At 69.7% G+C, this 21835-nt stretch carries 21 protein-coding genes; 16 read left to right on the forward strand and 5 right to left on the reverse strand.

Features of this window, described 5'->3' with window-relative positions; all coding sequences use genetic code 11:
* Positions 1-47 precede the first annotated feature (47 nt).
* From ABT130_RS26700 to ABT130_RS26725, 6 genes are all read left to right on the forward strand, one after another.
* Positions 48-1106 (forward strand): sugar ABC transporter substrate-binding protein, encoded by a 1059-nt coding sequence (locus tag ABT130_RS26700; RefSeq protein ID WP_350914401.1) that lies wholly within the window; start codon positions 48-50, stop codon positions 1104-1106.
* Positions 1106-2599 carry a sugar ABC transporter ATP-binding protein gene (locus tag ABT130_RS26705; RefSeq protein WP_350959698.1) on the forward strand — a complete coding sequence of 498 codons (1494 nt, stop codon included), beginning with the start codon at positions 1106-1108 and terminating at the stop codon, positions 2597-2599. The genes ABT130_RS26700 and ABT130_RS26705 overlap by 1 nt, the downstream gene beginning before the upstream one ends.
* The gene (locus tag ABT130_RS26710; RefSeq protein ID WP_350959699.1) at positions 2599-3612 is read left to right on the forward strand and encodes an ABC transporter permease; all 1014 of its coding nucleotides are present in this window, start codon (positions 2599-2601) and stop codon (positions 3610-3612) included. The genes ABT130_RS26705 and ABT130_RS26710 overlap by 1 nt, the downstream gene beginning before the upstream one ends.
* Positions 3613-3802: 190 nt before the next feature.
* Positions 3803-4732 (forward strand): aldo/keto reductase, encoded by a 930-nt coding sequence (locus tag ABT130_RS26715; protein ID WP_350959701.1) that lies wholly within the window; start codon positions 3803-3805, stop codon positions 4730-4732.
* A 90-nt stretch (positions 4733-4822) separates the two neighbouring features.
* A complete protein-coding gene (locus ABT130_RS26720; RefSeq protein WP_350959703.1) occupies positions 4823-5425 on the forward strand; it encodes a hypothetical protein in 603 nt (200 codons plus the stop codon).
* Positions 5415-5864, forward strand: a complete 450-nt coding sequence (locus ABT130_RS26725; protein WP_350959705.1) for a hypothetical protein — start codon at positions 5415-5417, stop codon at positions 5862-5864. The genes ABT130_RS26720 and ABT130_RS26725 overlap by 11 nt, the downstream gene beginning before the upstream one ends.
* A gap of 84 nt (positions 5865-5948) precedes the next feature.
* Here the strand turns inward: ABT130_RS26725 and ABT130_RS26730 are convergent, their stop codons facing one another.
* The 4 genes from ABT130_RS26730 to ABT130_RS26745 form a co-directional block, all read right to left on the reverse strand.
* Entirely contained in the window at positions 5949-6623 is a 675-nt protein-coding gene (locus ABT130_RS26730; protein WP_350914414.1) for a FadR/GntR family transcriptional regulator, read from the reverse strand.
* 37 nt (positions 6624-6660) lie between these two features.
* Complete coding sequence (locus ABT130_RS26735) at positions 6661-7680, reverse strand: MBL fold metallo-hydrolase (protein WP_350914416.1); 1020 nt, start codon at positions 7678-7680, stop codon at positions 6661-6663.
* Positions 7681-7705: 25 nt separating this feature from the next.
* A complete protein-coding gene (locus ABT130_RS26740; RefSeq protein ID WP_350914418.1) occupies positions 7706-8863 on the reverse strand; it encodes a steroid 3-ketoacyl-CoA thiolase in 1158 nt (385 codons plus the stop codon).
* 72 nt (positions 8864-8935) lie between these two features.
* Positions 8936-9544: a TetR family transcriptional regulator gene (locus ABT130_RS26745; protein ID WP_030913896.1), complete on the reverse strand. Its 609-nt coding sequence runs from the start codon at positions 9542-9544 to the stop codon at positions 8936-8938.
* A 296-nt stretch (positions 9545-9840) separates the two neighbouring features.
* Here ABT130_RS26745 and ABT130_RS26750 point away from each other — a divergent pair, with 296 nt between their 5' ends.
* From ABT130_RS26750 to ABT130_RS26775, 6 genes are read left to right on the forward strand one after another with little or no spacing between them, the layout of a single operon-like run.
* On the forward strand, positions 9841-11472 hold the full coding sequence (locus ABT130_RS26750) for an AMP-binding protein (protein ID WP_350959707.1): 1632 nt from the start codon (positions 9841-9843) through the stop codon (positions 11470-11472).
* A complete protein-coding gene (locus tag ABT130_RS26755) occupies positions 11456-12541 on the forward strand; it encodes an acyl-CoA dehydrogenase family protein (protein ID WP_350959709.1) in 1086 nt (361 codons plus the stop codon). The genes ABT130_RS26750 and ABT130_RS26755 overlap by 17 nt, the downstream gene beginning before the upstream one ends.
* Positions 12541-13695 carry an acyl-CoA dehydrogenase family protein gene (locus ABT130_RS26760; protein WP_350914425.1) on the forward strand — a complete coding sequence of 385 codons (1155 nt, stop codon included), beginning with the start codon at positions 12541-12543 and terminating at the stop codon, positions 13693-13695. The genes ABT130_RS26755 and ABT130_RS26760 overlap by 1 nt, the downstream gene beginning before the upstream one ends.
* Entirely contained in the window at positions 13692-14771 is a 1080-nt protein-coding gene (locus ABT130_RS26765) for a bifunctional MaoC family dehydratase N-terminal/OB-fold nucleic acid binding domain-containing protein (protein WP_350959712.1), read from the forward strand. Before ABT130_RS26760 ends, ABT130_RS26765 begins: the two co-directional genes overlap by 4 nt.
* Positions 14771-15175, forward strand: coding sequence for a MaoC/PaaZ C-terminal domain-containing protein (locus ABT130_RS26770; RefSeq protein WP_350914428.1), 405 nt, complete (start codon positions 14771-14773; stop codon positions 15173-15175). Before ABT130_RS26765 ends, ABT130_RS26770 begins: the two co-directional genes overlap by 1 nt.
* 16 nt (positions 15176-15191) lie before the next feature.
* On the forward strand, positions 15192-16364 hold the full coding sequence (locus tag ABT130_RS26775; RefSeq protein WP_350914430.1) for a lipid-transfer protein: 1173 nt from the start codon (positions 15192-15194) through the stop codon (positions 16362-16364).
* A gap of 228 nt (positions 16365-16592) precedes the next feature.
* On the opposite strand, the gene ABT130_RS26780 is transcribed toward ABT130_RS26775, so the two are convergent.
* The gene (locus ABT130_RS26780) at positions 16593-17654 is read right to left on the reverse strand and encodes a glycoside hydrolase family 19 protein (RefSeq protein ID WP_451935322.1); all 1062 of its coding nucleotides are present in this window, start codon (positions 17652-17654) and stop codon (positions 16593-16595) included.
* 362 nt (positions 17655-18016) lie between these two features.
* Here ABT130_RS26780 and ABT130_RS26785 point away from each other — a divergent pair, with 362 nt between their 5' ends.
* The 4 genes from ABT130_RS26785 (at position 18017) to ABT130_RS26800 (ending at position 21776) form a co-directional block, all read left to right on the forward strand.
* Positions 18017-18643 (forward strand): helix-turn-helix domain-containing protein, encoded by a 627-nt coding sequence (locus ABT130_RS26785; protein WP_350959718.1) that lies wholly within the window; start codon positions 18017-18019, stop codon positions 18641-18643.
* Positions 18644-18655: 12 nt separating this feature from the next.
* Entirely contained in the window at positions 18656-18805 is a 150-nt protein-coding gene (locus ABT130_RS26790) for a hypothetical protein (protein WP_350914436.1), read from the forward strand.
* Between the two features lie 569 nt (positions 18806-19374).
* Positions 19375-21126 carry a phosphatase PAP2 family protein gene (locus ABT130_RS26795; protein ID WP_350959721.1) on the forward strand — a complete coding sequence of 584 codons (1752 nt, stop codon included), beginning with the start codon at positions 19375-19377 and terminating at the stop codon, positions 21124-21126.
* Between the two features lie 113 nt (positions 21127-21239).
* Positions 21240-21776: a DUF6529 family protein gene (locus tag ABT130_RS26800; protein WP_350959724.1), complete on the forward strand. Its 537-nt coding sequence runs from the start codon at positions 21240-21242 to the stop codon at positions 21774-21776.
* Positions 21777-21835: the final 59 nt, after the last annotated feature.

The following is a 21835-nucleotide window of genomic DNA, read 5'->3' on the forward strand; positions in this document are numbered from 1 at the left end:
TTCACAGAAAACTCACCCCCCACATGGCTTTGAATCGAGGCAAAGGTATGAAAATCGGACCCGCGGCGACAGGCGCGGCACTGCTCGCGCTCGCCTTTACCCTCTCCGCGTGCGGATCGCCGGAGGCCACCGGTACCGGCGCGGCCCAGCCCGCCGGTGAGGCCGGTGCCAAGGGCGGCAAGGTCGGGATCGACTTCCCCCGCGCGGACTCCGACTTCTGGAACTCGTTCAACAAGTACGTCCCGCAGATGGCGACCGAGCTGGGCGTCGACCTGATGCCGCCGACCAACTCGCAGAACGACGTGGCCAAGCTGGTGGCCAACACCCAGGCCCTGTCGGGACAGGGCGCCAAGGTGATCGTCATGGCCCCGCAGGACACCGGCGCGATCGCCTCCACGCTGCAGACCCTGGAGGGCAAGAACATCCCCGTCGTCACCGTGGACACCCGCCCGGACAAGGGCAAGGTCTACATGGTGGTACGGGCCGACAACAAGGCGTACGGCACGAAGGCCTGCGAGTTCCTCGGCGAGAAGCTCGGCGGCAAGGGCAAGGTCGTCCAGCTCATGGGCGCGCTCTCGTCGATCAACGGCCGCGACCGGGCCGAGGCGTTCGGCGCCTGCATGAAGGAGAAGTTCCCCGAGATCACGGTCTTCGACGAGCCGACCGAGTGGGAGGGCACCAAGGCCGCCTCGATGCTGCAGACCCGCCTTGAGCAGCACCCGGATATCAAGGGCGTCTACATGCACGCCGGAGGTGTCCACCTGGCCCCCACCATCCAGGTGCTCAAGGCCAAGAACCTGATCGTGCCGCCGGAGGACCCCAAGCACGTCTTCGTGATCTCCAACGACGGCATCCCGCAGGAGTTCGAGGCCATCCGCAAGGGCGAGATCGACGCCACGGTCTCCCAGCCGGCCGACCTCTACGCCAAGTACGCGATGTTCTACGCCAAGGCCGCGGCCGAGGGCAAGACCTTCCAGCCCGGCCCCACCGACCACGACAGCACGATCATCCAGCTGCCGAACGGTCTTGAGGACCAGCTCCCCGCCCCGCTGGTCACCAAGGAGAACGTGGACGACAAGGCTCTCTGGGGTAACCAGGTCAAGTGATGACATCTTCCGTCACGGCGGTCGAAGCGGTTGGGATCACCAAGCGCTTCGGCCCCACCACAGCCCTCAACGGCGCCGGGATCGCCATCGCCGAGGGGGAGACGCACGCGCTCGTCGGCAGGAACGGCGCGGGCAAGTCCACGCTGGTGTCGATCCTGACCGGCCTGCAGCGTCCGGACGAGGGTGAGGTCCGCTTCGCCGGTCGGCCCGCGCCGCCACCGGCCGACCGGGACGCCTGGCGGCAGCGTGTCGCGTGCGTCTACCAGAAGTCGACGATCATCCCCACGCTCTCCGTCGCGGAGAACCTCTTCCTGAACCGCCAGACCGAGCGGGGCAGGATCAACTGGCGGAGCCTGCGAAGGCGGGCCCGGCAGCTCCTGGAGCAGTACGGCGTGGACGTCGACGCCGAGACCATGGCCGGGGATCTCGGCGTCGAGCAGCGCCAGCTGCTGGAGATCGCCAGGGCGCTGTCGTTCGGCGCCCGGTTCATCATCCTGGACGAGCCCACCGCCCAGCTCGACGGCCCCGCCATCCAGCGGCTCTTCGACCGGATGCGCGCCCTGCGGGAGCAGGGCGTCACGATGATGTTCATCTCCCACCATCTTGAGGAGGTGTACGAGATCTGCCAGAGCGTCTCGGTCTTCCGCGACGCCCGGCACATCGTCACCGCCGCGGTCGGCGACCTGCCCCACGACCGGCTCGTCGACGCGATGACCGGCGAGGCCACCGCCGCCTACGAGTACCGCACCCGCACGCCCGGCACCTCGGCCCCCGTGGTGCTCTCGGCGCGGGCGCTCAGTCTCGCCGGCCGCTACCAGAACGTGGACCTGGCCGTCCGCGCGGGCGAGATCGTCGGCCTGGCCGGTTCGGGCAGCAGTGGCAAGGTCGGCCTCGCCGAGACCCTGGTCGGCCTGCACCGGGCGGACACCGGGACGGTGACGGTCAACGGCACGGAGGTCAGGCAGGGCGACGTGCCGTCGGCGCTCCGCGCCGGGCTCGGGTTCGTCCCCCAGGACAGGCACCACCAGGGCTTCGTCCCGCTGCTGTCGATCGCCGAGAACGCGACCATCCCGATCGCCCACAAGCTCGGCCGCTTCGGCGCGGTGTTCCCGGCCCGCCGCCGCGAGCGTGGCGCCCGGATGATCGAACAGCTGGACATCAAGACGACGGGGCCCGACCAGCCGGTGGCCGACCTGTCCGGCGGCAACGCCCAGAAGGTGGTGCTGGCCAGGGCGCTCGCCGACGACCCCCGCGCGCTCGTGGTCATCAACCCGACCGCCGGGGTGGACGTCAAGGCCAAGCACTCCCTGCTCGGCGCGGTGGAGGACGCGGCCGACCGGGGCGCGGGGGCCGTACTGGTCTCCGACGAACTCGACGACCTGAGGATCTGCGACCGGGTCCTCGTCATGTTCCACGGCAGGATCGTCAAGGACGTGCCGCGCGGCTGGACGGACAACGAGCTGGTGGCGGCGATGGAAGGTATCGACCACTGATGACCACGACGAAGACCCTCCCTCCCGTGCCGACCGCCCCTCGGGGGCGCCGCATCCGGCTCGGGCGTTTCCGCGACCTCACCCTGGTCCCGGTGATCGTCGTTCTGCTGATCGCCGGTTCCCTGGTGGACCCGATCTTCCTCACTCCGGGCAACCTGACCAACGTGCTCCAGCAGCAGTCCGCCCTGGCGCTGGTGGTGCTCGCCGAGGCGCTGATCCTGATCTCCGGCAAGTTCGACCTCTCGCTGGAGTCCACGGTCGGCATGGCGCCCGCCGTCGGCGTGATGCTGGTCATCCCGGTGGCGGCCGGCGGCTTCGGCCTTGAGCTGCCCGGCATCCTGGCGATCCCGCTCTGCCTGCTGATCGGCGGCCTGGTCGGCGCCTTCAACGGCTTTCTGATCCTGCGGTTCCAGCTGTCGGCCTTCATCGTCACGCTGGCCATGATGATCGTCGTGCACGGTCTCCAGCTGGGTCTCACCCAGGGCAAGAGCCTGTTCGAGCTGCCCGAGTCGTTCCTCTACCTGGGCAGCGCCACCTGGCTCGGCCTGCCGGCGGCCATCTGGATCGTCGGCGCGCTCTTCACCGCGGCCATCGTCGCGCTCGGCTACTTCCGGGTCGGCCGCTCGCTCTACGCCATCGGCGGCAACGCCGACGCCGCCCGCGCGGCGGGCGTCAGGGTCGAGCGGGTCGTCTGGGTCGTCTTCGTCATCGGCGGGATCGTCGCCGCGCTGGCCGGCGTGCTGGAGACCGGTCGCCTGGGCGGCATCAGCGCCAACCAGGGCGTCGGCTGGATCTTCATGGCCTTCGCCGCCGCCGTCATCGGCGGCGTCAGCATGGACGGCGGCAAGGGGACGATCCTCGGCGCGCTCACCGGTGTCCTGGTGATCGGCCTCGTCGAGAACATCCTGACCCTGAAGGGCGTCCCCGGCGAGTGGAAACAGCTCGTCTACGGTTCGATCATTCTGGTCGCCTTGATGATCAGCCGCCTGGCCGGCGGCAAGGCCCAGGACTGACGCGCCGCGCGTCCCGCTCCTCCGGGCGGGACGCGCGGACGTTCAGCCCGTACGGGCGCGGAGCCGGTGCGGACCTGCGAAGTCTGTAGGTAGGGATGCGCGGACCCGGGCGGATACCTCAAACTGCACGAGAGCCGTAAAGCATTACTCCCGTACGGGAAACGTGAAGCCGTACAGAACGGAGCAAGAGGTGCAGGTCAGTAGGTATGGCTTCGGTGCGGCCCCGATCGGGAACCTGTTCTCGGCGGTCGGCGAGGACGTGGCGCGGGCGGCGGTGGACGCGGCCTACGAGGCGGGCATCCGGCTGTTCGACACCGCGCCGCACTACGGGCTCGGCCTGTCGGAGCGGCGGCTCGGCGCCGCCCTGGCGGACCGGCCCCGTGACTCCTACATCCTGTCCACCAAGGTCGGCCGCCTGCTCGTCCCGGCCGAAGAACCCTTCGGCCGGGACGAGCAGGGCTTCGACGTCCCCGCCGACCTGCGCCGGGTGTGGGACTTCTCCCGCGACGGGGTCAGGCGCTCGCTGGAGGAGAGCCTGGAACGGCTCGGCCTGGACGCGGTCGACATCGCCCTGATCCACGACCCGGACGACCACTGGGAGCAGGCCGTCTCCGAGGCCTACCCGGCTCTGGCGGAGCTGCGCGACCAGGGGGTCGTCAAGGCGATCGGGGTCGGCATGAACCAGGCGGAGATGCTCGCCCGGTTCGTCCGCGAGACCGGCGTCGACATGGTCATGCTCGCCGGGCGCTACACCCTCCTCGACCAGTCGGGCACCGACGAGCTGCTGCCGCTCTGTGCCGGGCGCGGCGTCTCGGTGTTCGCCGCCGGGGTGTTCAACAGCGGCCTGCTGGCCACCCACGACCCGTCGGGCACCTACGACTACGCACCGGCCCCCGGCCCGCTCCTGGAGCGCGCCCGCCGGATCGCCGCCGTCTGCGACCGCCACGACGTCACCCTGCCCCAGGCGGCGCTGGCCTTCCCGCTGCGCCACCCGGCGATCGCCTCGGTCGTCATCGGCGCCCGCTCCGCCACCGAGGTGACCCGCAACGCCGCCCTGACCGCCCGCCCCATCCCCGAGAACCTCTGGACCGACCTGGCGGCCGAAGGTCTGATCCCCTGAACATGCACCGGCGGGGAGTCTGAGATCTGACTGATTCCTGATTTTGAGCCAGAAACAAGGAGTAGCATGAGCCGGGAAGGGAGGTCCCTCATGGCTGATGCCAAACCCGGGAAATCTCTGGCGGGAGCGGTCAAGAAGCGAAAGCATCCGGCGATCTCGGCGCAGCGAGATCACGAAGTGGCCGCTGCGTCACGGATTCCTCGCAGGAAAGAGGTCGAGGAGCAGGCCGCGCTGGCCTTGTTCGATCAAGCGCAACGGCTGGACGGAGTAGCCGCCAGCACCCATGAGACCGACACCCGTGACACGATCCGAGAAGTCGTTCATGACTTGCTCGTTCATGCCGAGCCGGTGCGAGCGACGGTCGCATCGAAGATCCTCGGTGTTGACGAGAAGACGGTTCGAGCATGGGTCGGGGAGGGACTGCTCATCCAAGTCAGGGGAAAACCCCGCTTGATGCTTGAGGCCGAACGTCTGTACGCCGTGGCAGCGCTCGTTCAGGATCTGCGCCGGGTCGGCCGTACCCGCGGTCTTGCCGAGGCGATCCGGCACCGCCTGCAGGACCGGGAACTTCTGGAGAACGACCAACTGACCGAAGGTCTTCGACAGGTGAGGCAGGGCGAGGGCCGTCCATGGCGAGAGATCAGGGCGGAGTGGAGTTCCAGGAACTCGGAACCAACCGTCGATGAAGACTGAGGTCTATCTCTCCGTTATCGCGGAGAAGCAGGCTGAGACTTTGCGTGGAGCGGATCTAAGGGCCTTCGTCGCTTTTGTCGATGATCTGGAAGCACGAGGTTGCATGGCTCTCGGATACCGGCTCACCGGAGAGATTCCGGTGAGCCGGTTGTGCGTCAAACATTTGAGAGGCGCAATGCGCGTCGTGGTCGCGTTTGAGAATGTGGGGCGTTCGTGGGTTCTGATGTTGGGGCCTCATGACGAGCGTAACCGGACGCAGGATGTTTACACCTCACTATGGAAGGTGTGCGGGCTGGACGCGCCACCGGCGGGCGAGCGTACCAAGCCCGCCTGTTGTGATGATGACGGTGCTGACCCGAGCCTGCCGGAAATCGACGACCTGGTAGCTCGTTGCCGTGACCTTGCCAGGCTGTCTCGTCGGCGTAGGTATGCGAACTGACTGATTGTCGGTGGTGCGTTTCGGTCGAGTCGTTCCTTGACGCCTCCGTATCGGCACTCGCGTGACCCGGCCGGGGCCGCCGCCTCAGGCCAGGGCGTTGCGGAGCCAGTCCTCGACGCCGGCGATGTGGACGGTCGCCCAGGCGCGGGCGACCTCCGGCTGGTGGGCGGCGATGGCGTCGCAGATCGCGGTGTGCTGCTCGCGGGTCTTCTCCAGGGCGTTCTCCTGGGTGAGACCCCTCCAGATCCTGGCCCTGGTGGTGGGACCGGAGAGGCTCTCGATGAGGGAGCAGAGCACGGCGTTGCCCGAGCCCGCCGCGATGCGCTGGTGGAACTCCAGATCGTTGGCGACGAGCTGCTCGACGCTCGGGTCGGGAGGCAGCGCGTCGAGGATCTTACGGAGTTCGGCCACCTCCGACTCGGACATGTACGTCGCCGCCATGGCGGTCGCCGCGGGTTCCAGGATCCGGCGAACCTGGAAGAACTGCAGCACCGTGTCGTCCTGATGGAAGTCGACCACGAACGACATGGCGTCGAGCAGGAGCCTCGGCTCCAGGCTGGTCACGTACGTGCCGTCGCCTTGGCGCACGTCCAGCACGTTGATCAGGGCCAGCGCCCTGACCGCCTCGCGCAGGGAGTTGCGCGAGAGGCCGAGCCGGTCGGCCAGGTCGGCCTCCTTGGGCAGCCTGCTGCCCGGGGCGAGTTCGCCGGACAGGATCATCTGCTTGATCCTGTCGATAGCGGCGTCGGTGACCGCCACTCCGCACCGTCCTCAGGTTTCGCCAGACATCCGATGTCTATGAGTGTATGGCGAACCGGACCGGATCCACCCCCGTCACCCGGCGGATGATCCCGCGAGCCTCCAGGGTGCGCAGGTGCGCCGCCGCCTCCCCGGCCGCCATCCCACGCAGCATGGGAGGGAAGTCCTCCCAGGGCCGGTTCCAGGTCATCCGTCCGGCGATCTCCCAGATGGTCAGCGGCTCCGCCGCCTCGGCGAGCAGTGCGGCCAGCCGTCGGAGCTTCTCCTCGTGGTGGATGCCGATCTCCGCCGCCCGAGCCGCCGTATCCGGAAATATCCATTCATGGGCGGGCAGGGCTTCGAGTTCGCCCAGGCCCTTCACCTTCTCCAGCGACTCCAGGAAGTCGCTGAGCGGGTCGACGTCCGCCCGGTCGTACGGGTAGATGCCGATGTGCGGGGTGATCGCCGGCAGCACGTGGTCGCCGGTGAAGAGCCGGTCGGCGTCCTCCAGGTGCAGGCAGACATGGCCCGGCGTGTGGCCGGGGGTCCAGATCGTACGGAGCCTGCGCCCCGGCAGGTCGATCAGGTCGCCGTCGGAGAGAACGCGGTCCGGCAGCGCGGGCGGCTTCGGCCGGTTCACGGTCACCTCCTCCACCTCGACGGTGCCCGCCCCCGCGCGGCGCAGCATGTCGGCCTGGAGGTCGCGGTGCGCGTCGCCCTCGACCTCCCGCATGAAGCTGACCAGTTCGGCGTCGGCCTCGTGCATGGCGATCCATGCGCCGGACTCCTCCCTGATCTGCCCGGCCAGCCCGGCGTGGTCGGGGTGGAAGTGGGTGACGACCACCCCGCGCACGTCGCGTACGTCCATGCCGACCGCGCCCAGCCCGTCGCGCAGGGCCAGCCACGCCTCAGGGGCGTTCCAGCCCGCGTCGATGAGCACCGGCCCGGCGGGGGACTCGATCGCGTAGACCAGGGTGTAGCCGAGCGGATTGCCGGGGATCGGGACGGGCACGCTCCACACACCGCCACCGGTGTCGAACGGACGCTGCTCGCTGTACGGCCTGCGGCGGGATTTCAACGGTGCTGCTCCTTACCGGCGCCGGTCAAAGGCGCTCCAGGACGGTCGCGGTCGCGAGCGCCCCGCCCGCGCACATCGATACCAGCGCGGTCGAGGAGTCGGACCGCTCAAGCTCGTGCAGGGCGGTGGTGACCAGCCGGGAACCGGTCGCGCCGACCGGATGGCCGAGTGCGATGGCACCACCGTTGACGTTGACCCGTTCCATGTCTGGCTTGTGTACCGATGACCAGGATAAGACCACCGCTGCGAAAGCCTCATTCACCTCGAACCTATCGATGTCTGCCGTGCTCATCCCGGTGGCGGACAGGACTTTGGCCGTCGCGTCCACCGGCCCGTCCAGGTGGTAGTACGGCTCGGCGCCGACGAGCGCCTGGGCGAGGATGCGGGCCCTGGGACGCAGGCCGTGCCGGGCGGCGGCCTCCTCGCTCATCAGCAGCACCGCCGCCGCGCCGTCGGAGATCTGCGAGGAGGTGCCCGCGGTGTGCATGCCGCCCTCGCCCATCACGGGCTTGAGCCCGGACAGCCCTTCGAGCGTGGTCTCGCGCAACCCCTGGTCCCTGCTGACGACGCGGGTCTCCCCGGTGGGCTGCCCGTCCTCGCCGAGGATCGGCGCGGTCACCGGGATGATCTCCCGGTCGAAGCGGCCCTCGGCCCACGCCGCCGCGGCGAGCCGCTGGGACCTGGCGCCGAACCCGTCGAGCCGCTCGCGGGTCAGCCCGCGCCGTCGCGCGATCCGCTCGGCGGCGGTGAACTGGTCGGGCAGGTCGATGGACCAGTCGTCGGGCCGGGGCCGGGCGGGCAGCACGTTGGAGCCGAGCGGTGCCCGGCTCATCACCTCGACGCCGCAGGCCACGCCGACGTCGATGACACCGGCCGAGATGAGCGCCGCGACCAGGTGCACGGCCTGCTGGGAGGAGCCGCACTGCGCGTCGATCGTGGTCACGCCCGTCTGGTACGGCAGGCCGGCGTACAGCCAGGCATGTCGCCCGACATGACCGCCCTGCTCACCGGCCTGCGTGACGCACCCGGCGAAGACCTGTTCCACGGCGGCGGGGTCGATGCCCGCCCTGTCGATCAGACCACCCAGCGCCGCCGCGAGGACCGCCTGCGGCTTCAGCCCGGCGAGCCATCCATTGCGTCTGCCGATCGGGGTTCTCACGGCTTCGACGATCACTGCACCCATACGATCTCCTCGCCCGCCGTCCCAGAACGTTGCTCTAGTCGCCTTCCAGTGCGACTGTAACGGGTTCTAGTTTCAGGTGGAAGGAGAGGGTCGGAAATCGGCGAGCAGGCGTTCGGCGGCGATCTCGATGCGCCGCTGGATCTGCTCGTAGGTGCGGCGCCCCCTGAGCATCTCCAGAAGCTCGTGCACCCAGATGCTGGACAGCGAGCCCGCGAGGGCGAACTGCTCCTCGGTGGCGGTGTCGACGGTGAGGTCGTCTCCGGCGACGCGGAGCAGCAGCCCGGTCATCCGGTCGCCGAACGGCGTCTCGACCTCGGCCATGATCAGCGAGCGGATGAGCGCATCGGCGAGTTCGGGCTCGCGCATCAGGCCGCGGGTGGCACGCATCAGGATGTCGACGGCCCGCCCCGAGGCCGCGGTGGCGCTGGGCGGGCGGCGCTCGATGCTGCTTTCGAGGAGGTCGATCTCCTCGCCCACGACGGCGACGACAAGATCCATCTTGGAGGGGAAGTACCGATAGAGCGTTCCCAGTGCGACCCCGGCACGCTCGGCGACGGTCCGCATCTGCATCGCCTCGACGCCGCCTCGCGAGGCGAGGGCGGCGGCGGCCTGGACGATGCGCTTGCGCCGCTGATGCTGGCTCCTGGTGCGGACGCCCGTGGACGCCGGTTCGCTCTGCATGCCGGATGTCTTCTCGGTCGTGACCGGATCGAGGTCTCTCGGGACGGGCCTGTCGGCCGCGTGCGGGGTGACCGGCACGTCGGTGGACACATGCGGGGTACGCATGAGAACACGTTATCTGATTTCCGGATACTCCGGTGGGTTACTCGCCGGTCACAAAGACGCCCCACGCTTACACGGCATATGCGATGTCGCGGTTATCCGGTGAGGTGTTGTGATCAGCCGGCTCTGGACACGGAATAGAATCTGTTCTACTTTTCGGAGCAGCTGGCCTGGGCATCCTGGCGGGAGGCGCAATGTCCGAAGAGACGCTGGCGGGGCTGCTGGAGCGGCGCGCCGACGACGACCGGCCCGGCCTGCTCTTCGAGGAGCGGACCTGGAGCTGGCGCGAGTACGTCGCCGAGTGCCGGGCCCGCGCCGCCCTGCTGGACGCGCGTGGCCGGAACCTGCACGTCGGCGTGCTGTTCGACAACGTTCCCGAGGTGCTGTTCCTGCTGGGCGGGGCCGCGCTCTCCGGTCACGTGGTCGTCGCGCTGAACACCACCAGGAGTGCCGCCGAACTCGCCCGCGACGCGGACGCGACGCATGTCGACCTGATCCTGCACGAGCCCGCCCACGCCGGCCTCGCGGCCGACCTCGCCGCGTTCCGCGATCCGGAAGCGGCCCGCTCCCGGCCATCCGCCGATCCCGCCGCGCCGTCGCCCGCTCCTTTGGCGGGCCCGGTGCGCGAGGACACGCTGACGATGCTGATCTTCACGTCGGGGACCTCGGGACGGCCCAGGGCGGTGAAGATCACGCAGCGGAAGATCGCGGTTCCGGGGGCGAGCCTGGCGGCGATGCTGTCGCCGCAGGACGTCGTCTACTGCTCGATGCCGCTCTTCCACTCCGGGGCGATCATGGCCGCGTACGCCCCGGCGGTGGCGTCGGGGGCGGCGCTGGTGCTGCGGCGGAGGTTCTCGGCCTCGGGCCTGATGCCCGACGTCAGGCGCTACGGGGTCACCTACCTGCACTACGTGGGCAAGGCGCTCTCCTATGTGCTGGCCACCCCGGCGGAGCCCTCGGACGCGGAGAACACCCTCAAGATCGCGTTCGGCAACGAGGGCAGCGCCACCGCGGTCAGCCGGTTCGGGGAGCGTTTCGGCTGCTACGTCATCGACGCGTTCGGGTCCACCGAGACCGCGATCTCGATCACCCCCGCCCCGTCCGGGCCGCCGGGATGCCTGGGCAGGCTCCCCGAGGAGGTCGAGATCCGCGACCCCGCCACGGGGGAAAGGTGCCCGGTCGCGGTCTTCGAGGACGGGCGGCTGCTCAACGCGGGCGAGGCGATCGGGGAGCTGGTCAACACCCGCGGACTGGGCCTGTTCGACGGCTACTACAACGACCCCGACGCCGACCGCGAGCGCGTCAGGCAGGGCGCGTTCTGGTCGGGGGACCTGGCCTACGCCGACGCCGACGGTTACGTGTTCTTCGCCGGTCGGGGCACCGAGCGGCTCCGGGTGGACGGGGAGAACCTGGCGGTCGCGCCGATAGAGGCGGTCGTGCGCGAGTTCCCCGGCGTGGTCGAGGCGGCCGTCTACCCCGTACCGGACGCCGCGGCGGGCGATCAGGTGATGGCGGCCCTGGTGCTGCGGGACGGCTTCGATCCCGAGGCGTTCGCGAGCTTCCTGGCCGGCAGGAAGGACGTGGGCCCCAAGGCCATACCTCGATATATCCGGATCAGCGCGGAACTGCCGCAGACCGCGTCCAACAAGGTCATCAAGCGGACCCTCGCCGCCGAGGCATGGCACACCGGCGACCCCGTCTGGTGGCGCCCACCCGGGCAGGCGTCCTGGCGGCCACTCACCCCCGAGGACGCCATCCGCATCGACGACGAGTTCATCCAGCACGGCCGACGGCAACCCTGGAGCGCCAGTGGATTTCAATCTTGACGAGACCCAGACCGACCTGCGTGAGCTCGCGGTCGACCTCCTCGGCAGGGAGGTGACCTCGGCCAGGCTCGAAGCCCACGAGAAGAGCGGCGCCCCCTACGACGCGGCCCTGTGGCGCTCCCTGGCCCAGGCGGGACTGCTCGGTGTCTGCCTGCCGGAGGAGGCCGGCGGGGCCGGGCTGGGTCCGGTGGAGATGGCGGTCATCCTGCGGGAGATCGGCGCCCACGTGGCGCCGGTCCCCGCCGAGCAGAGCCTGGTCGCCGCGCAGGTGATCGCCAGGTACGGCTCCCGTGAGCAGCGCGAGGCGCTGGCCCCGCTGGCGGACGGTGAGATCTCGCTGGCCGCCGCGCCGTCCGAGCCGGGACGCGACCTCGGCGCCCCGCCCGCCACGACCGCGCGCGAGGACGGCTCCGGGTGGGTGCTGCACGGCGCCAAGACCACGACGCCCTACGCGGCCCAGGCCGCGAAGATCCTCGTTCCGGCCACCACGGGGACGGGCGTCGGCCTGTTCCTGGTGGACCCCGCCGAGACGACACAGCACCGGGTGACGCTCTCCACCGGTGAGCCGGCCGCCGCGCTGAGCCTGGCGGGCACTCCCGGCGAGCTCGTCGGCGCCGCGGACGGTACCGCGGCCGACGGCCTGCGCAGGCTGGTGCTGGCCGGGAACATCGCGGTCACCTCCGGAGTGCTGGCCGGAGCACTGGCGCTCACCACCGAGTACATCAGGACGCGCAGGCAGTTCGACCGGGCGCTGGCCGAGTTCCAGGCGGTCACCGTGCAGATCGCCGACGTCTACATCGCCGGCCGGGCACTGGACGTGGCCGTCTGGTCAGGGGCGTGGCGGCTGGCCGAGGGGGCCGACTCCGAGGCCGAGGCCGACCTGGCCGTCGGCGCGCTGACCGCCACCGACCAGGCGCTGCGGGCGCTCTACACCTGCCAGCACCTGCACGGCGGGATCGGCGTGGACGTGACCTACCCGCTGCACCGCTACTTCGCCTGGGGCAAGCACCACGCCCACCTGCTGGGCGGGGTGGAAGCCCGGCTCGACATGATCGGAGCGCTCGTCTGATGCTGATCGACCTGACTCCCGAGCAGCAGAGGCTCCGCGCCGAGCTGCGCGAGTACTTCCAGTCCTGCCTCACCGCCGCCGACCGCAAGAAGATCTCCACCGACCCGTTCGGCCACGCCTACATGGAGCACTGCCGCAACCTCGGCCGTGACGGCAAGCTCGGTCTCGGCTGGCCCAAGGAGTACGGCGGCGGCGGGTACGGCCCGCTGGAGCAGCAGATCTTCGCCAACGAGATCGCCCGCGCCGAGGTGCCGTACCCGATCATCACGGTGCAGACCGTCGGGCCGACCCTCATGCAGTACGGCACGGCGGCGCAGAAGGAGTTCTTCCTGCCGCGCATCCTGGCCGGAGAGTGCCACTTCGCGATCGGCTACAGCGAGCCGGGGGCCGGCACCGACCTGGCGTCGCTGCGCACCACCGCGGTCCGCGACGGCGACCACTACGTGGTCAACGGGCAGAAGATCTTCACCTCGGGCGCACACTACTCCCAGTACATCTGGCTCGCCGCCCGCACCAACCCGGACGCGAAGAAGCACCGGGGGATCACCATGATGATCGTCGACTGCGCCGACCCCGGCTTCTCCTGGACGCCCATCCTGACGATGGACGGGCGCCACCACACCAACTCCACCTACTACTCCGACGTCCGGGTGCCGGTGGACATGGTCGTGGGGGAGGAGAACAAGGGCTGGGACCTGATCGTCAACCAGCTCAACCACGAGCGGGTCACGCTCGGCCCGGCGGGCAACATCGCGCACACCTACGACCGGTTCCTGGCCTGGGCCCGCCGTACCGGCGCGATCGAGGAACCCGCGGTGCGCAGGGCGCTCGGCCAGGTCTACGCCTACTTCCGTACCAACGAGCTGCTGAACTGGCAGGTCGCGGCCAACATGGACCTCGGCTGGCTGGGCGCCCCCGACGCCTCGGCCACCAAGGTCTACGGCTCCGAGCGGCTGCAGGACGTCGGCCGGATCGTCGGTGAGGTGCTGGCCCGCTTCGGCGACCCGTCCGACCCCGGCACCGCCGACCTGATGGAGCGCGTCGACCGCGGCGCCAAGGGCGCCCTGGTGCTCACCTTCGGCGGCGGCGTCAACGAGGTACAGCGCGAGCTCATCGCCATGCTCGGCCTGAGCCTGCCGAGGCCGCCCCGATGACCGCGACGGCGGAGCCCACCGACCTGCACGAGCGGCTCACCGCCCTGGCCGAGCGGCAGATCGCCGCGGGCGAGGTACTCGGGGTCGCGGCGGCGGACCCGGTGAACGCCCCGATGATCCGGCACTGGACCGACGCCCTGGGCGACGCCAACCCGATCTACACCGACCCCGAGGCGGCCGCGGCCGGGGTGCACGGGCAGATCGTGGCGCCACCGGCGATGATCCAGGTCTGGACCATGCCCGGCGTGAACAGGGACCGCAAGCAGGCGGGCACCCCGGTCGACGCCGTGCTCGCGATGCTGGACGGCAACGGCTACACCGGCGTGGTCGCCACCAACTGCGAACAGACCTACCACCGTTACCTGAGGCTCGGCGAGTCCCCGGTCCCGGCCACCCGGTTCACCGGCCTGGCCGGCCCGAAGCGGACCGCGCTCGGCGAGGGCTACTTCGTCACCTGGAACGTCACCTGGTACGTGGCCGGCGAGGCGGTGGCCGAGATGCTGTTCCGGGTGCTGAAGTTCAGGCCCAGGGAGCGGGCGAAGGAACACCCGGGAAACGGGCAGGCGGCCGGCGAGGGTACGCCCCCGGCTCGTGCGGGCACGCCCGCGACGGGCGGTAACGGGTCGGCGGCCCGCCGGGACGCGCCCGCGGCCGATGAGGACGCACCCGCTCGCGCGCCGTACCCGCTGAGACCCGCCGTCAACGCCGACACCGCGTTCTTCTGGGAGGGCGCCGCCGAAGGTGAGCTCCGGATCCAGAAGTGCGCCGACTGCGGCGAGCTCCGCCACCCGCCGGGGCCGGTCTGCCCCTCGTGCCGCTCGGTCGCGCGCACGTACCTGACGGCGAGCGGTGAGGGCGAGGTCTACAGCTACGTCGTCCACCACAACCCCCCGGTGCCGGGCCTTGGGACGCCTTTCGTGGTCGCGGTGGTGGAACTGCCGGAAGGTGTGCGGATCGTGGGCAACGTGGTGGACTGCGTTCCTTCACAGGTGGGTATCGGTATGCCGGTGCGCCTGACGTATCGCCAGATGGACGACGAGCTGATCCTGCCCATGTGGGTCCCCCGGGAGGCGTGATGCGGACACTTACCGACGACGAGGTGCGGGTCGGAGCCGTCCTCCCCGAGCTCGCGATCGAGCTGACCCCCACCGTGGTCGTCTCGACCGCACTCGCGACCATGGACTTCACCCCCGTCCACCACGACGTCGAGGGCGCGAGGGCACAGGGGTCGAAGGACATCTTCCTCAACATCCTGACCACGATGGGCCTCGTCGAGCGCTACGTCACCGACTGGGCCGGACCCGAGGCGATCATCCGCGGCATCAACGTCAAGCTCGGCGTCCCCGCGTACGCGGGCGACAGACTGGCCTTCAGCGGCGCCGTCCTCGCCTGCGAGGACGGCGAGTTCACGGTCGAGGTCCGCGGCAGGGTCAGCCTCGGCGACCACGCCTCGGGCACCGTCAGGTTCGCCCTCCCGTAGAAAGGCCTTCACCAGCGTGGTCTCCTTTTCCGGGAGTACGGCCGTCGCCGGCATCGGCGCGACCGAGTTCTCCAAGCAGTCAGGCCGGTCCGAGCTCCAGCTCGCCGCCGAGGCCGTGTTCGCGGCGCTCAACGACGCGGGCCTGGCGCCCTCGGACGTGGACGGCCTCGTCACCTACACCCAGGACGCCAACCAGGAGATCTCCGTGGCCCGCGAGGTGGGCATCGGCGACCTGTCGTTCTTCTCCCGTGTCCACTACGGCGGCGGCGCGGCCTGCGGAACCGTGCTGCACGCGGCGATGGCCGTCGCCACCGGGGTCGCCGAGACCGTGGTCTGCTACCGGGCGTTCAACGAGCGCTCCGGACGCAGGTTCGGCCAGCCCAACCCCGGGATCGGCGGCGAGCCCACGTCCCACGGTCTGGAGATGAGCTGGCACCTGCCGTACGGGCTGATGACCCCGGCCGCCTGGGTCGCCATGTTCGCCCGGCGCTACATGCACGCCTACGGCGCCACCTCCGAGGATTTCGGCAGGGTGGCGGTGGCCATGCGCAGGCACGCCGCCACCAACCCGGCCGCCTGGTTCCACGGGCGCCCGATCACGCTGGAGGAGCACCAGGCGTCGAAGTGGATCGCGGAGCCGCTGCACCTGCTCGACTGCTGCCAGGAGAGTGACGGCGCGGTGGCGCTGGTGGTCACCTCCGCCGAGCGGGCCAGGGATCTGCGCAGGTCACCCGCACTGATCACCGCCGCCGCCCAGGGCGCGGGCGCCGGTCAGATGACGATGACCAGCTACTACCGCGACGACATGACGGGCCTGCCGGAGATGGGGGTGGTCGGCGGCCGGCTGTGGAAGCAGTCCGGGCTCGGGCCCTCGGACATGCAGGCGGCCATCCTGTACGACCACTTCACCCCGTTCGTGCTCACCCAGCTGGAGGAGCTGGGCTTCTGCGGACGCGGCGAGGCCCGCGACTACGTCGCCGACGGCGGCATCGAGATCGACGGCCGCCTGCCGGTCAACCCGCACGGCGGCCAGCTCGGCGAGGCGTACATCCACGGGATGAACGGCATCGCCGAGGCCGTCAGGCAGATCCGCGGCACCTCGGCCAACCAGCTCGCCTCGGTACGCAACGTGCTGGTCACCGCGGGCACGGGCGTGCCGACCAGTGGGCTGGTCCTGTCGGCTGAGTGAGCCGGCGCCACTCGCGGAGGAAGGGCGAACGCGAGAAGGGCGCGGCCGGTGGGCCGCGCCCTTCGTGTCACGCGTGTGGGTCGCACGCGTGTGGTCACCGCCTGGCGGGTTCGCGCTCGGCGGGACGTTTCGCGGAGGCCGCGTGCCCGGCGGAAGGCCGGGTACGCGGTCGTTCGGTGGCTCCGGTGGTCGCGGAGGGCGGATCACCCACACCGGCCGCCCGGTCGGTCAGCAGCTCAGGTTGTTGCCCGGGGTGGTGCCGAGGATCTGCGTGAAGCTCTGGTAGGCGTTGATCCGGCTCTGCACCTGCGCCGGGTTCCTGCCGTCGCACTCCAGGCTGCCGTTGATGCTGCGGATCGTCTGGCCGAAGCCGTGGCCGTTGACCATCGCGTTGTGCGCCGTCATCGTGCCGGGGCCGTTCTGGGTGTTCCAGTACCACAGGGCGGTCTTCCAGGCCACCGCCGCGTCGTTCTGCACCAGGTACGGGTTGCCGAGCAGGTTGATGCCGAGCGCGTCGCCGGCCGCCTTGTAGTTGAAGTTCCAGCTCAGCTGGATCGGGCCGCGCCCGTAGTAGGCCGCCTGGCCGGCGGGGCAGCCGTAGGGCTGGCTCGCGTCGCAGTAGTGCGGGTAGTTCGCGGTGTTCTGCTCAACGATGTGGACCAGCCCGCCGGTCTCGTGGTTGACGTTGGCGAGGAAGGCGGCCGCCTCCTGCTTCCTGACGGTGTCACTGCCGGTCTTCGCGAAGCCGGGGTAGGCGCTCAGCGCGGCGGTCAGCCCGCTGTAGGTGTAGAAGGGGTTCCGGTTCGGGAACATCTGGTTGAACTGTGCCTGGCTCACCACGAAGCCCGAGGTGGGCGGGTCGGTGGGCGGCGTCGTGCCGCCGCAGGTGTACGGGTCCCAGTACCAGGTGCTGATCACCGGGTCGTAGCCCGGGTTGTCGTGCTCGGCGATGTAGTACTTGCCGTCGGTGTACTTGACGATGCTGCCGGCGACGTACCAGGTGCCCGCCGCCCAGTTCGGGTGGTTGCAGTTGCCCGTGGGCGGCGTCGTGCCGCCGCAGGTGCCCTTGTCGGCCCAGACGTCGGCGGTGCCCGGCCTCTCGTTCTGGGTCCACCACTTCGCGGACCAGTTGTGGCCGTTGTACGAGGCGGTCATGCCGCCGGTGTAGACGGCCGAGGAGCTCCACGCGGCCGCGCAGCTCTCGGCGGAGGCGGAGGACGTCGGCAGGACGACCGCGAGCACGCCGGTGACCGCCAGGGCGGCGAGGGCGGCCATGATGCGCTGTCTCAACACTTGATCACTCCCATGGGGGGAAACCGGATGGTGTGGGGTGTCCGGACGGTCGGACTTTCGCGCGGTGACGGCCCGCGTCATCGCGTTCGCGCAGCTCATACCTGGATCGGGCGGGTCTGCCGCGAGGTGCGTGGCTGCCAACCTGATCTTTCTCTTAAGAAAGTTTCCTAAGAGTTGCCGTGATACTAGCCTTGACAGATCACTGTCACAACCCGTTCGGACATCGGGTCCCGCCAATGCGGGCCGGGTGCGTTCCAAACGCGGGGAATCTCGCGCGTCGCCGGTTCACCGGGGCATGATCCATCCGGTTAGCTATTAAATGTAACTTTTATCGGCGTTTAGGGTGCCACTATTGCGGCATGTTGGAATCCCTCGGGCTCGATCCTGTGGAGGAGCGCGTCTACCGGTTCCTGGTGACGACCGCGGAGGCGGATGTCACCGACCTCATCGGGAATCTGGGCATCGATGCCGAGACGGCGGAGACGGTGCTGGTCACCATGCGGGTCAGGGGACTGATCAGGACGGTCTCTCCCGGCAGGCGGCGGTTCGCCGCCGTGGCACCGGACATCGTGCTGGGCTCGCAACTCCTCCGCCACCAGCAGGCGCTCGACTGGGCGCGGCGTGAGGTGGAGCGGCTGTCCGAGGAGTACCGGGACAACGCCCGCCGCCGCGACGCGGGCCCGCAGGTCGAGGTCCTGTCCGACCACGCCGCGTTCCGGGAGCGGTTCGACCAGCCGTTCGAGGGTTACCGGGAGCGGGCGACGTCGCTGCGGATCATCGAGGGGACGAGGCCCTGCCCGCTCGGCTCCGACGACCTCTACCTGCTCTCACTACTGGTCGCCGGTGTGCCGGACACGTCGATCGCCACTCAGCTGGGGGTCAGCCGGCGGACCGTGCGGCGGCGCGTCGCGAACGTCATGGAACTCGCCGGCGCCCAGACCCGCATGCAACTGGCCTGGCGCGCCGCCACCGAAGGCTGGCTCTGAATGGCGCCAGGTGTGAAATGGCGGATCATTAAAATGGCGATGACGCGGCTTGATGACGGTGTGCGGGCGGTTGGGCGCACCGCCTTGACATATGTTTCCACCCCATCACAACCAAAAATCGATCATTTTCTCGGCGCGGTCGCGCTGACCCGGCTCGCGTAGCGTTGTTCGCGGCGCACGTTGCCGTTCCATTGTTCTCCGCCCCCTGAGGCTTACGGTAATCGGGTACTGCGGCTGTGGAATGAGCGCTCCGGCGCTCTGAATTTGCATAGGGCTTTGCCGCGGCAATGTCTACGTGTGCTTGCTGTCCGCTACGGTGGAGAGTGTGACGGTATGGAATGTTTGATTACCCGGCACCGAGGGCGCCCTGCTGTAGTGACCCGTGAGCAGAAAACTCTCGCCGTCGGCTGACCGATCGGGAAGTGTCTGCGTTCAAAGCTCGAACCGGCGAACACCGCTGACGAAGGGGGGCCGTTCCCCATGAAAAGAACAACGAGATTATGACTTCTGGTTACGTCTTTCTTTGCGGTGCTTTTTGCCATGACTGGAGCGGCTTCCGTAAGCCAAACCAGCGACGCAAGCTCCACGGGCCGGCACGGTAACGGCCGGCATGGTCAAATCCCGACTGGGTTAAGGACGCCGGCCCCCGACACGGTCGGCGCCGGTTGGCGAGGAAACGCTGAAGTGGCCTGTCATCTCTTCTCTCCCTGCTACCTGACAGGAGGAGGATCATGAGGATGTTCGCGCTTCCAGAACCGCGGAGAACCCAGCGGCGGCCTGTGCTCGCGCTCGTGGTGGCCGTCTTGACGATCGGCGCTCAGGGCGCCGCAGCACCCGCCGCCCAGGCCGCCCCGCTCGCGACCGCGAACGCCGTCGAGGGGGCGCCGCAGGGCAACGTGGTGATCGAGTGGAACCGGACCCTGCTCAACATCGTGCGGACTCCGCACGCGCCGCCGACCACCGTTCACCCCACCCGCAGCTTCGCCATCATGAGCGCGGCCGTCTATGACGCGGTCAACGCGATCAGCCGCGCTCACCCCCTCTACGGCACCAGCTTCACCGCCCCGCAGGATGCCTCCCGTCCCGCCGCGGCCGCGACGGCCGCGCACGACACCCTCACCGCCCTGTACCCGGCACGGAAGCCCAGCCTGGACCGGCAACTGGCCGCCGACCTCACCGGCATTCCCGACGGCCGCGCCAAGCAGGAGGGCATCCGGGTCGGTGCCCAAGCGGCCCAGGCCATCCTTACCCTGCGCGCGCATGACGGCGCCGACGCCACCCCGCCGCCCTACACCAGCACCGGAAAACCCGGCGACTACCGGCCGACCCCGCCCGACTTCGACCCACCGGTGTTCACCCACTGGGGCAAGGTCACCCCATTCGTGCTCCATACCGGCGATCAGTTCCGCCCAGCCGCGCCCCCGGCGCTGGCCGGCCCGGTCTACGCGGCCGCCATCAATGAGGTCAAGAGCATCGGCGCCGCCCACAGCACGACGCGTACGGCGGAGCAGACCGCGACCGCCAAGCTCTGGGGTGCCCCCATCCAGAACTACTGGTACAGCATCGGCCAACAGGTCGCCCTCGCGCGCCACAGCGACCTCGACCAGTCGGCGGACCTGTTCGCCCTGCTCAACCTCACCATCGCCGATGCCACCATCGGCGTCTACAACGCCAAGTACCACTACCGGTTCTGGCGGCCGATCACCGCCATCCGCTCCGCCGCAGGCAACCCGCGGATCAAAGCCGACCCCGCCTGGACCCCGCTTATCACCACCCCTCCCGACCCGTCCTACCCGGGCATGCACAGCGCGATCGGCACGGCCGCCGCCACAGTACTCGCCGGCTTCTACGGCGACCGCAATGTCTTCACCCTCACCTCACCCACCGCGTCCAGCGTGACCGAGACTTACACCAACTTCAGCGCCGCCGCGACCGAAGCCGGGCTCAGCCGCATCTGGGCGGGCGTGCACACCCGGATGGACCACCAGGCCGGCAACAAGTTCGGCACCACCATCGGTCGCTACGTGCTCAGCCAACTGAAGCTCGCCCCGGCCACACCGGCTTCCCCGACCGCGAAGCCCCCGGCCGGCAGCGGCCCGGCCGGCAGTGGCCTTGCCGCAGGCGTCACCGTCGAGGTCCGGGACTCCAAGCTCGGCAAGATCCTCACCGACGGCCAAGGGCGCACGCTGTACCTGTTCGAGACGGACAAGGGCACCAAGTCGACCTGCTACGGCGCGTGTGCGATCGCCTGGCCGCCGCTGGTCGCCACGGGCAGGCCGCAGGCCGGCAGCGGCGCATCCTCCGCCCTGCTCGGCACCACCGCCAGGACCGACCACACCACAGAGGTCACCTACAACGGCCACCCGCTGTACTACTACGTCGGCGACACCAAGCCCGGCGACACCAGCGGGCAGGGCCTCGACTCCTTCGGCGCCAAGTGGTACGTGCTCAACCCGCAGGGAAACAAGATTGACACGGGCTGAGCACCGTCGGTCGCCATGAGTCACCACACGGGCAACGCTGAGCGGGCTGTTGCGAGAGCGCCGACGGCCGGGATCACGGGAGGGAGCAGAGGAACATGGGAGCAGCACGGACAATGTCACCCCGCCCGGTCTGGCTGCGGCCGGCGATGGCCGCCGGGCTCGCCCTGGTCGTGGCGGTGGCCTTGTACGCGTTCGGCCGGATACACACTCCGGACTACGCCAGCAGCCTGTTCGGACGCCGTGGCGATGACGCGAACCTGCTGAAGGCGCAACTCGGCACCGCCCTGCTGGGCCTGGCCCTCTACCAGCTCATATTGGCGCTGTGGATGTACCGGCGGCTACCCGGGGCCGGTGCCGCCCCCCGCCCGGTACCCCTCGCCCACCGCATCGGCGGAGCCGTGCTGTTCGTGCTCTCCCTCCCCGTCGCCTACCACTGCATCACCGCCTACGGAGTGCAGTTGGACAACGCCCGGGTCGCCCTGCACTCCCTCGCCGGCTGCTTCTTCTACGGCGCATTCGCCGCGAAGGTACTCCTCGTCCGCAGCCGGTACTTACCGGCCTGGGCGTTGCCGGTCGCCGGCGGCACCCTGGTCACCCTCATCGCGATCCTGTGGTCCTCAGCGGCACTCTGGCAGCTGACCCAGCCGTAGCCTGGCGGAGCTCCCACGGCGGTTCCAGCGCCGACCTGCGGAGATCAGGTCCCCGAAGG

The sequence above is a fragment of the Streptosporangium sp. NPDC001681 genome (assembly GCF_040298085.1).
Classification (GTDB): domain Bacteria; phylum Actinomycetota; class Actinomycetes; order Streptosporangiales; family Streptosporangiaceae; genus Streptosporangium.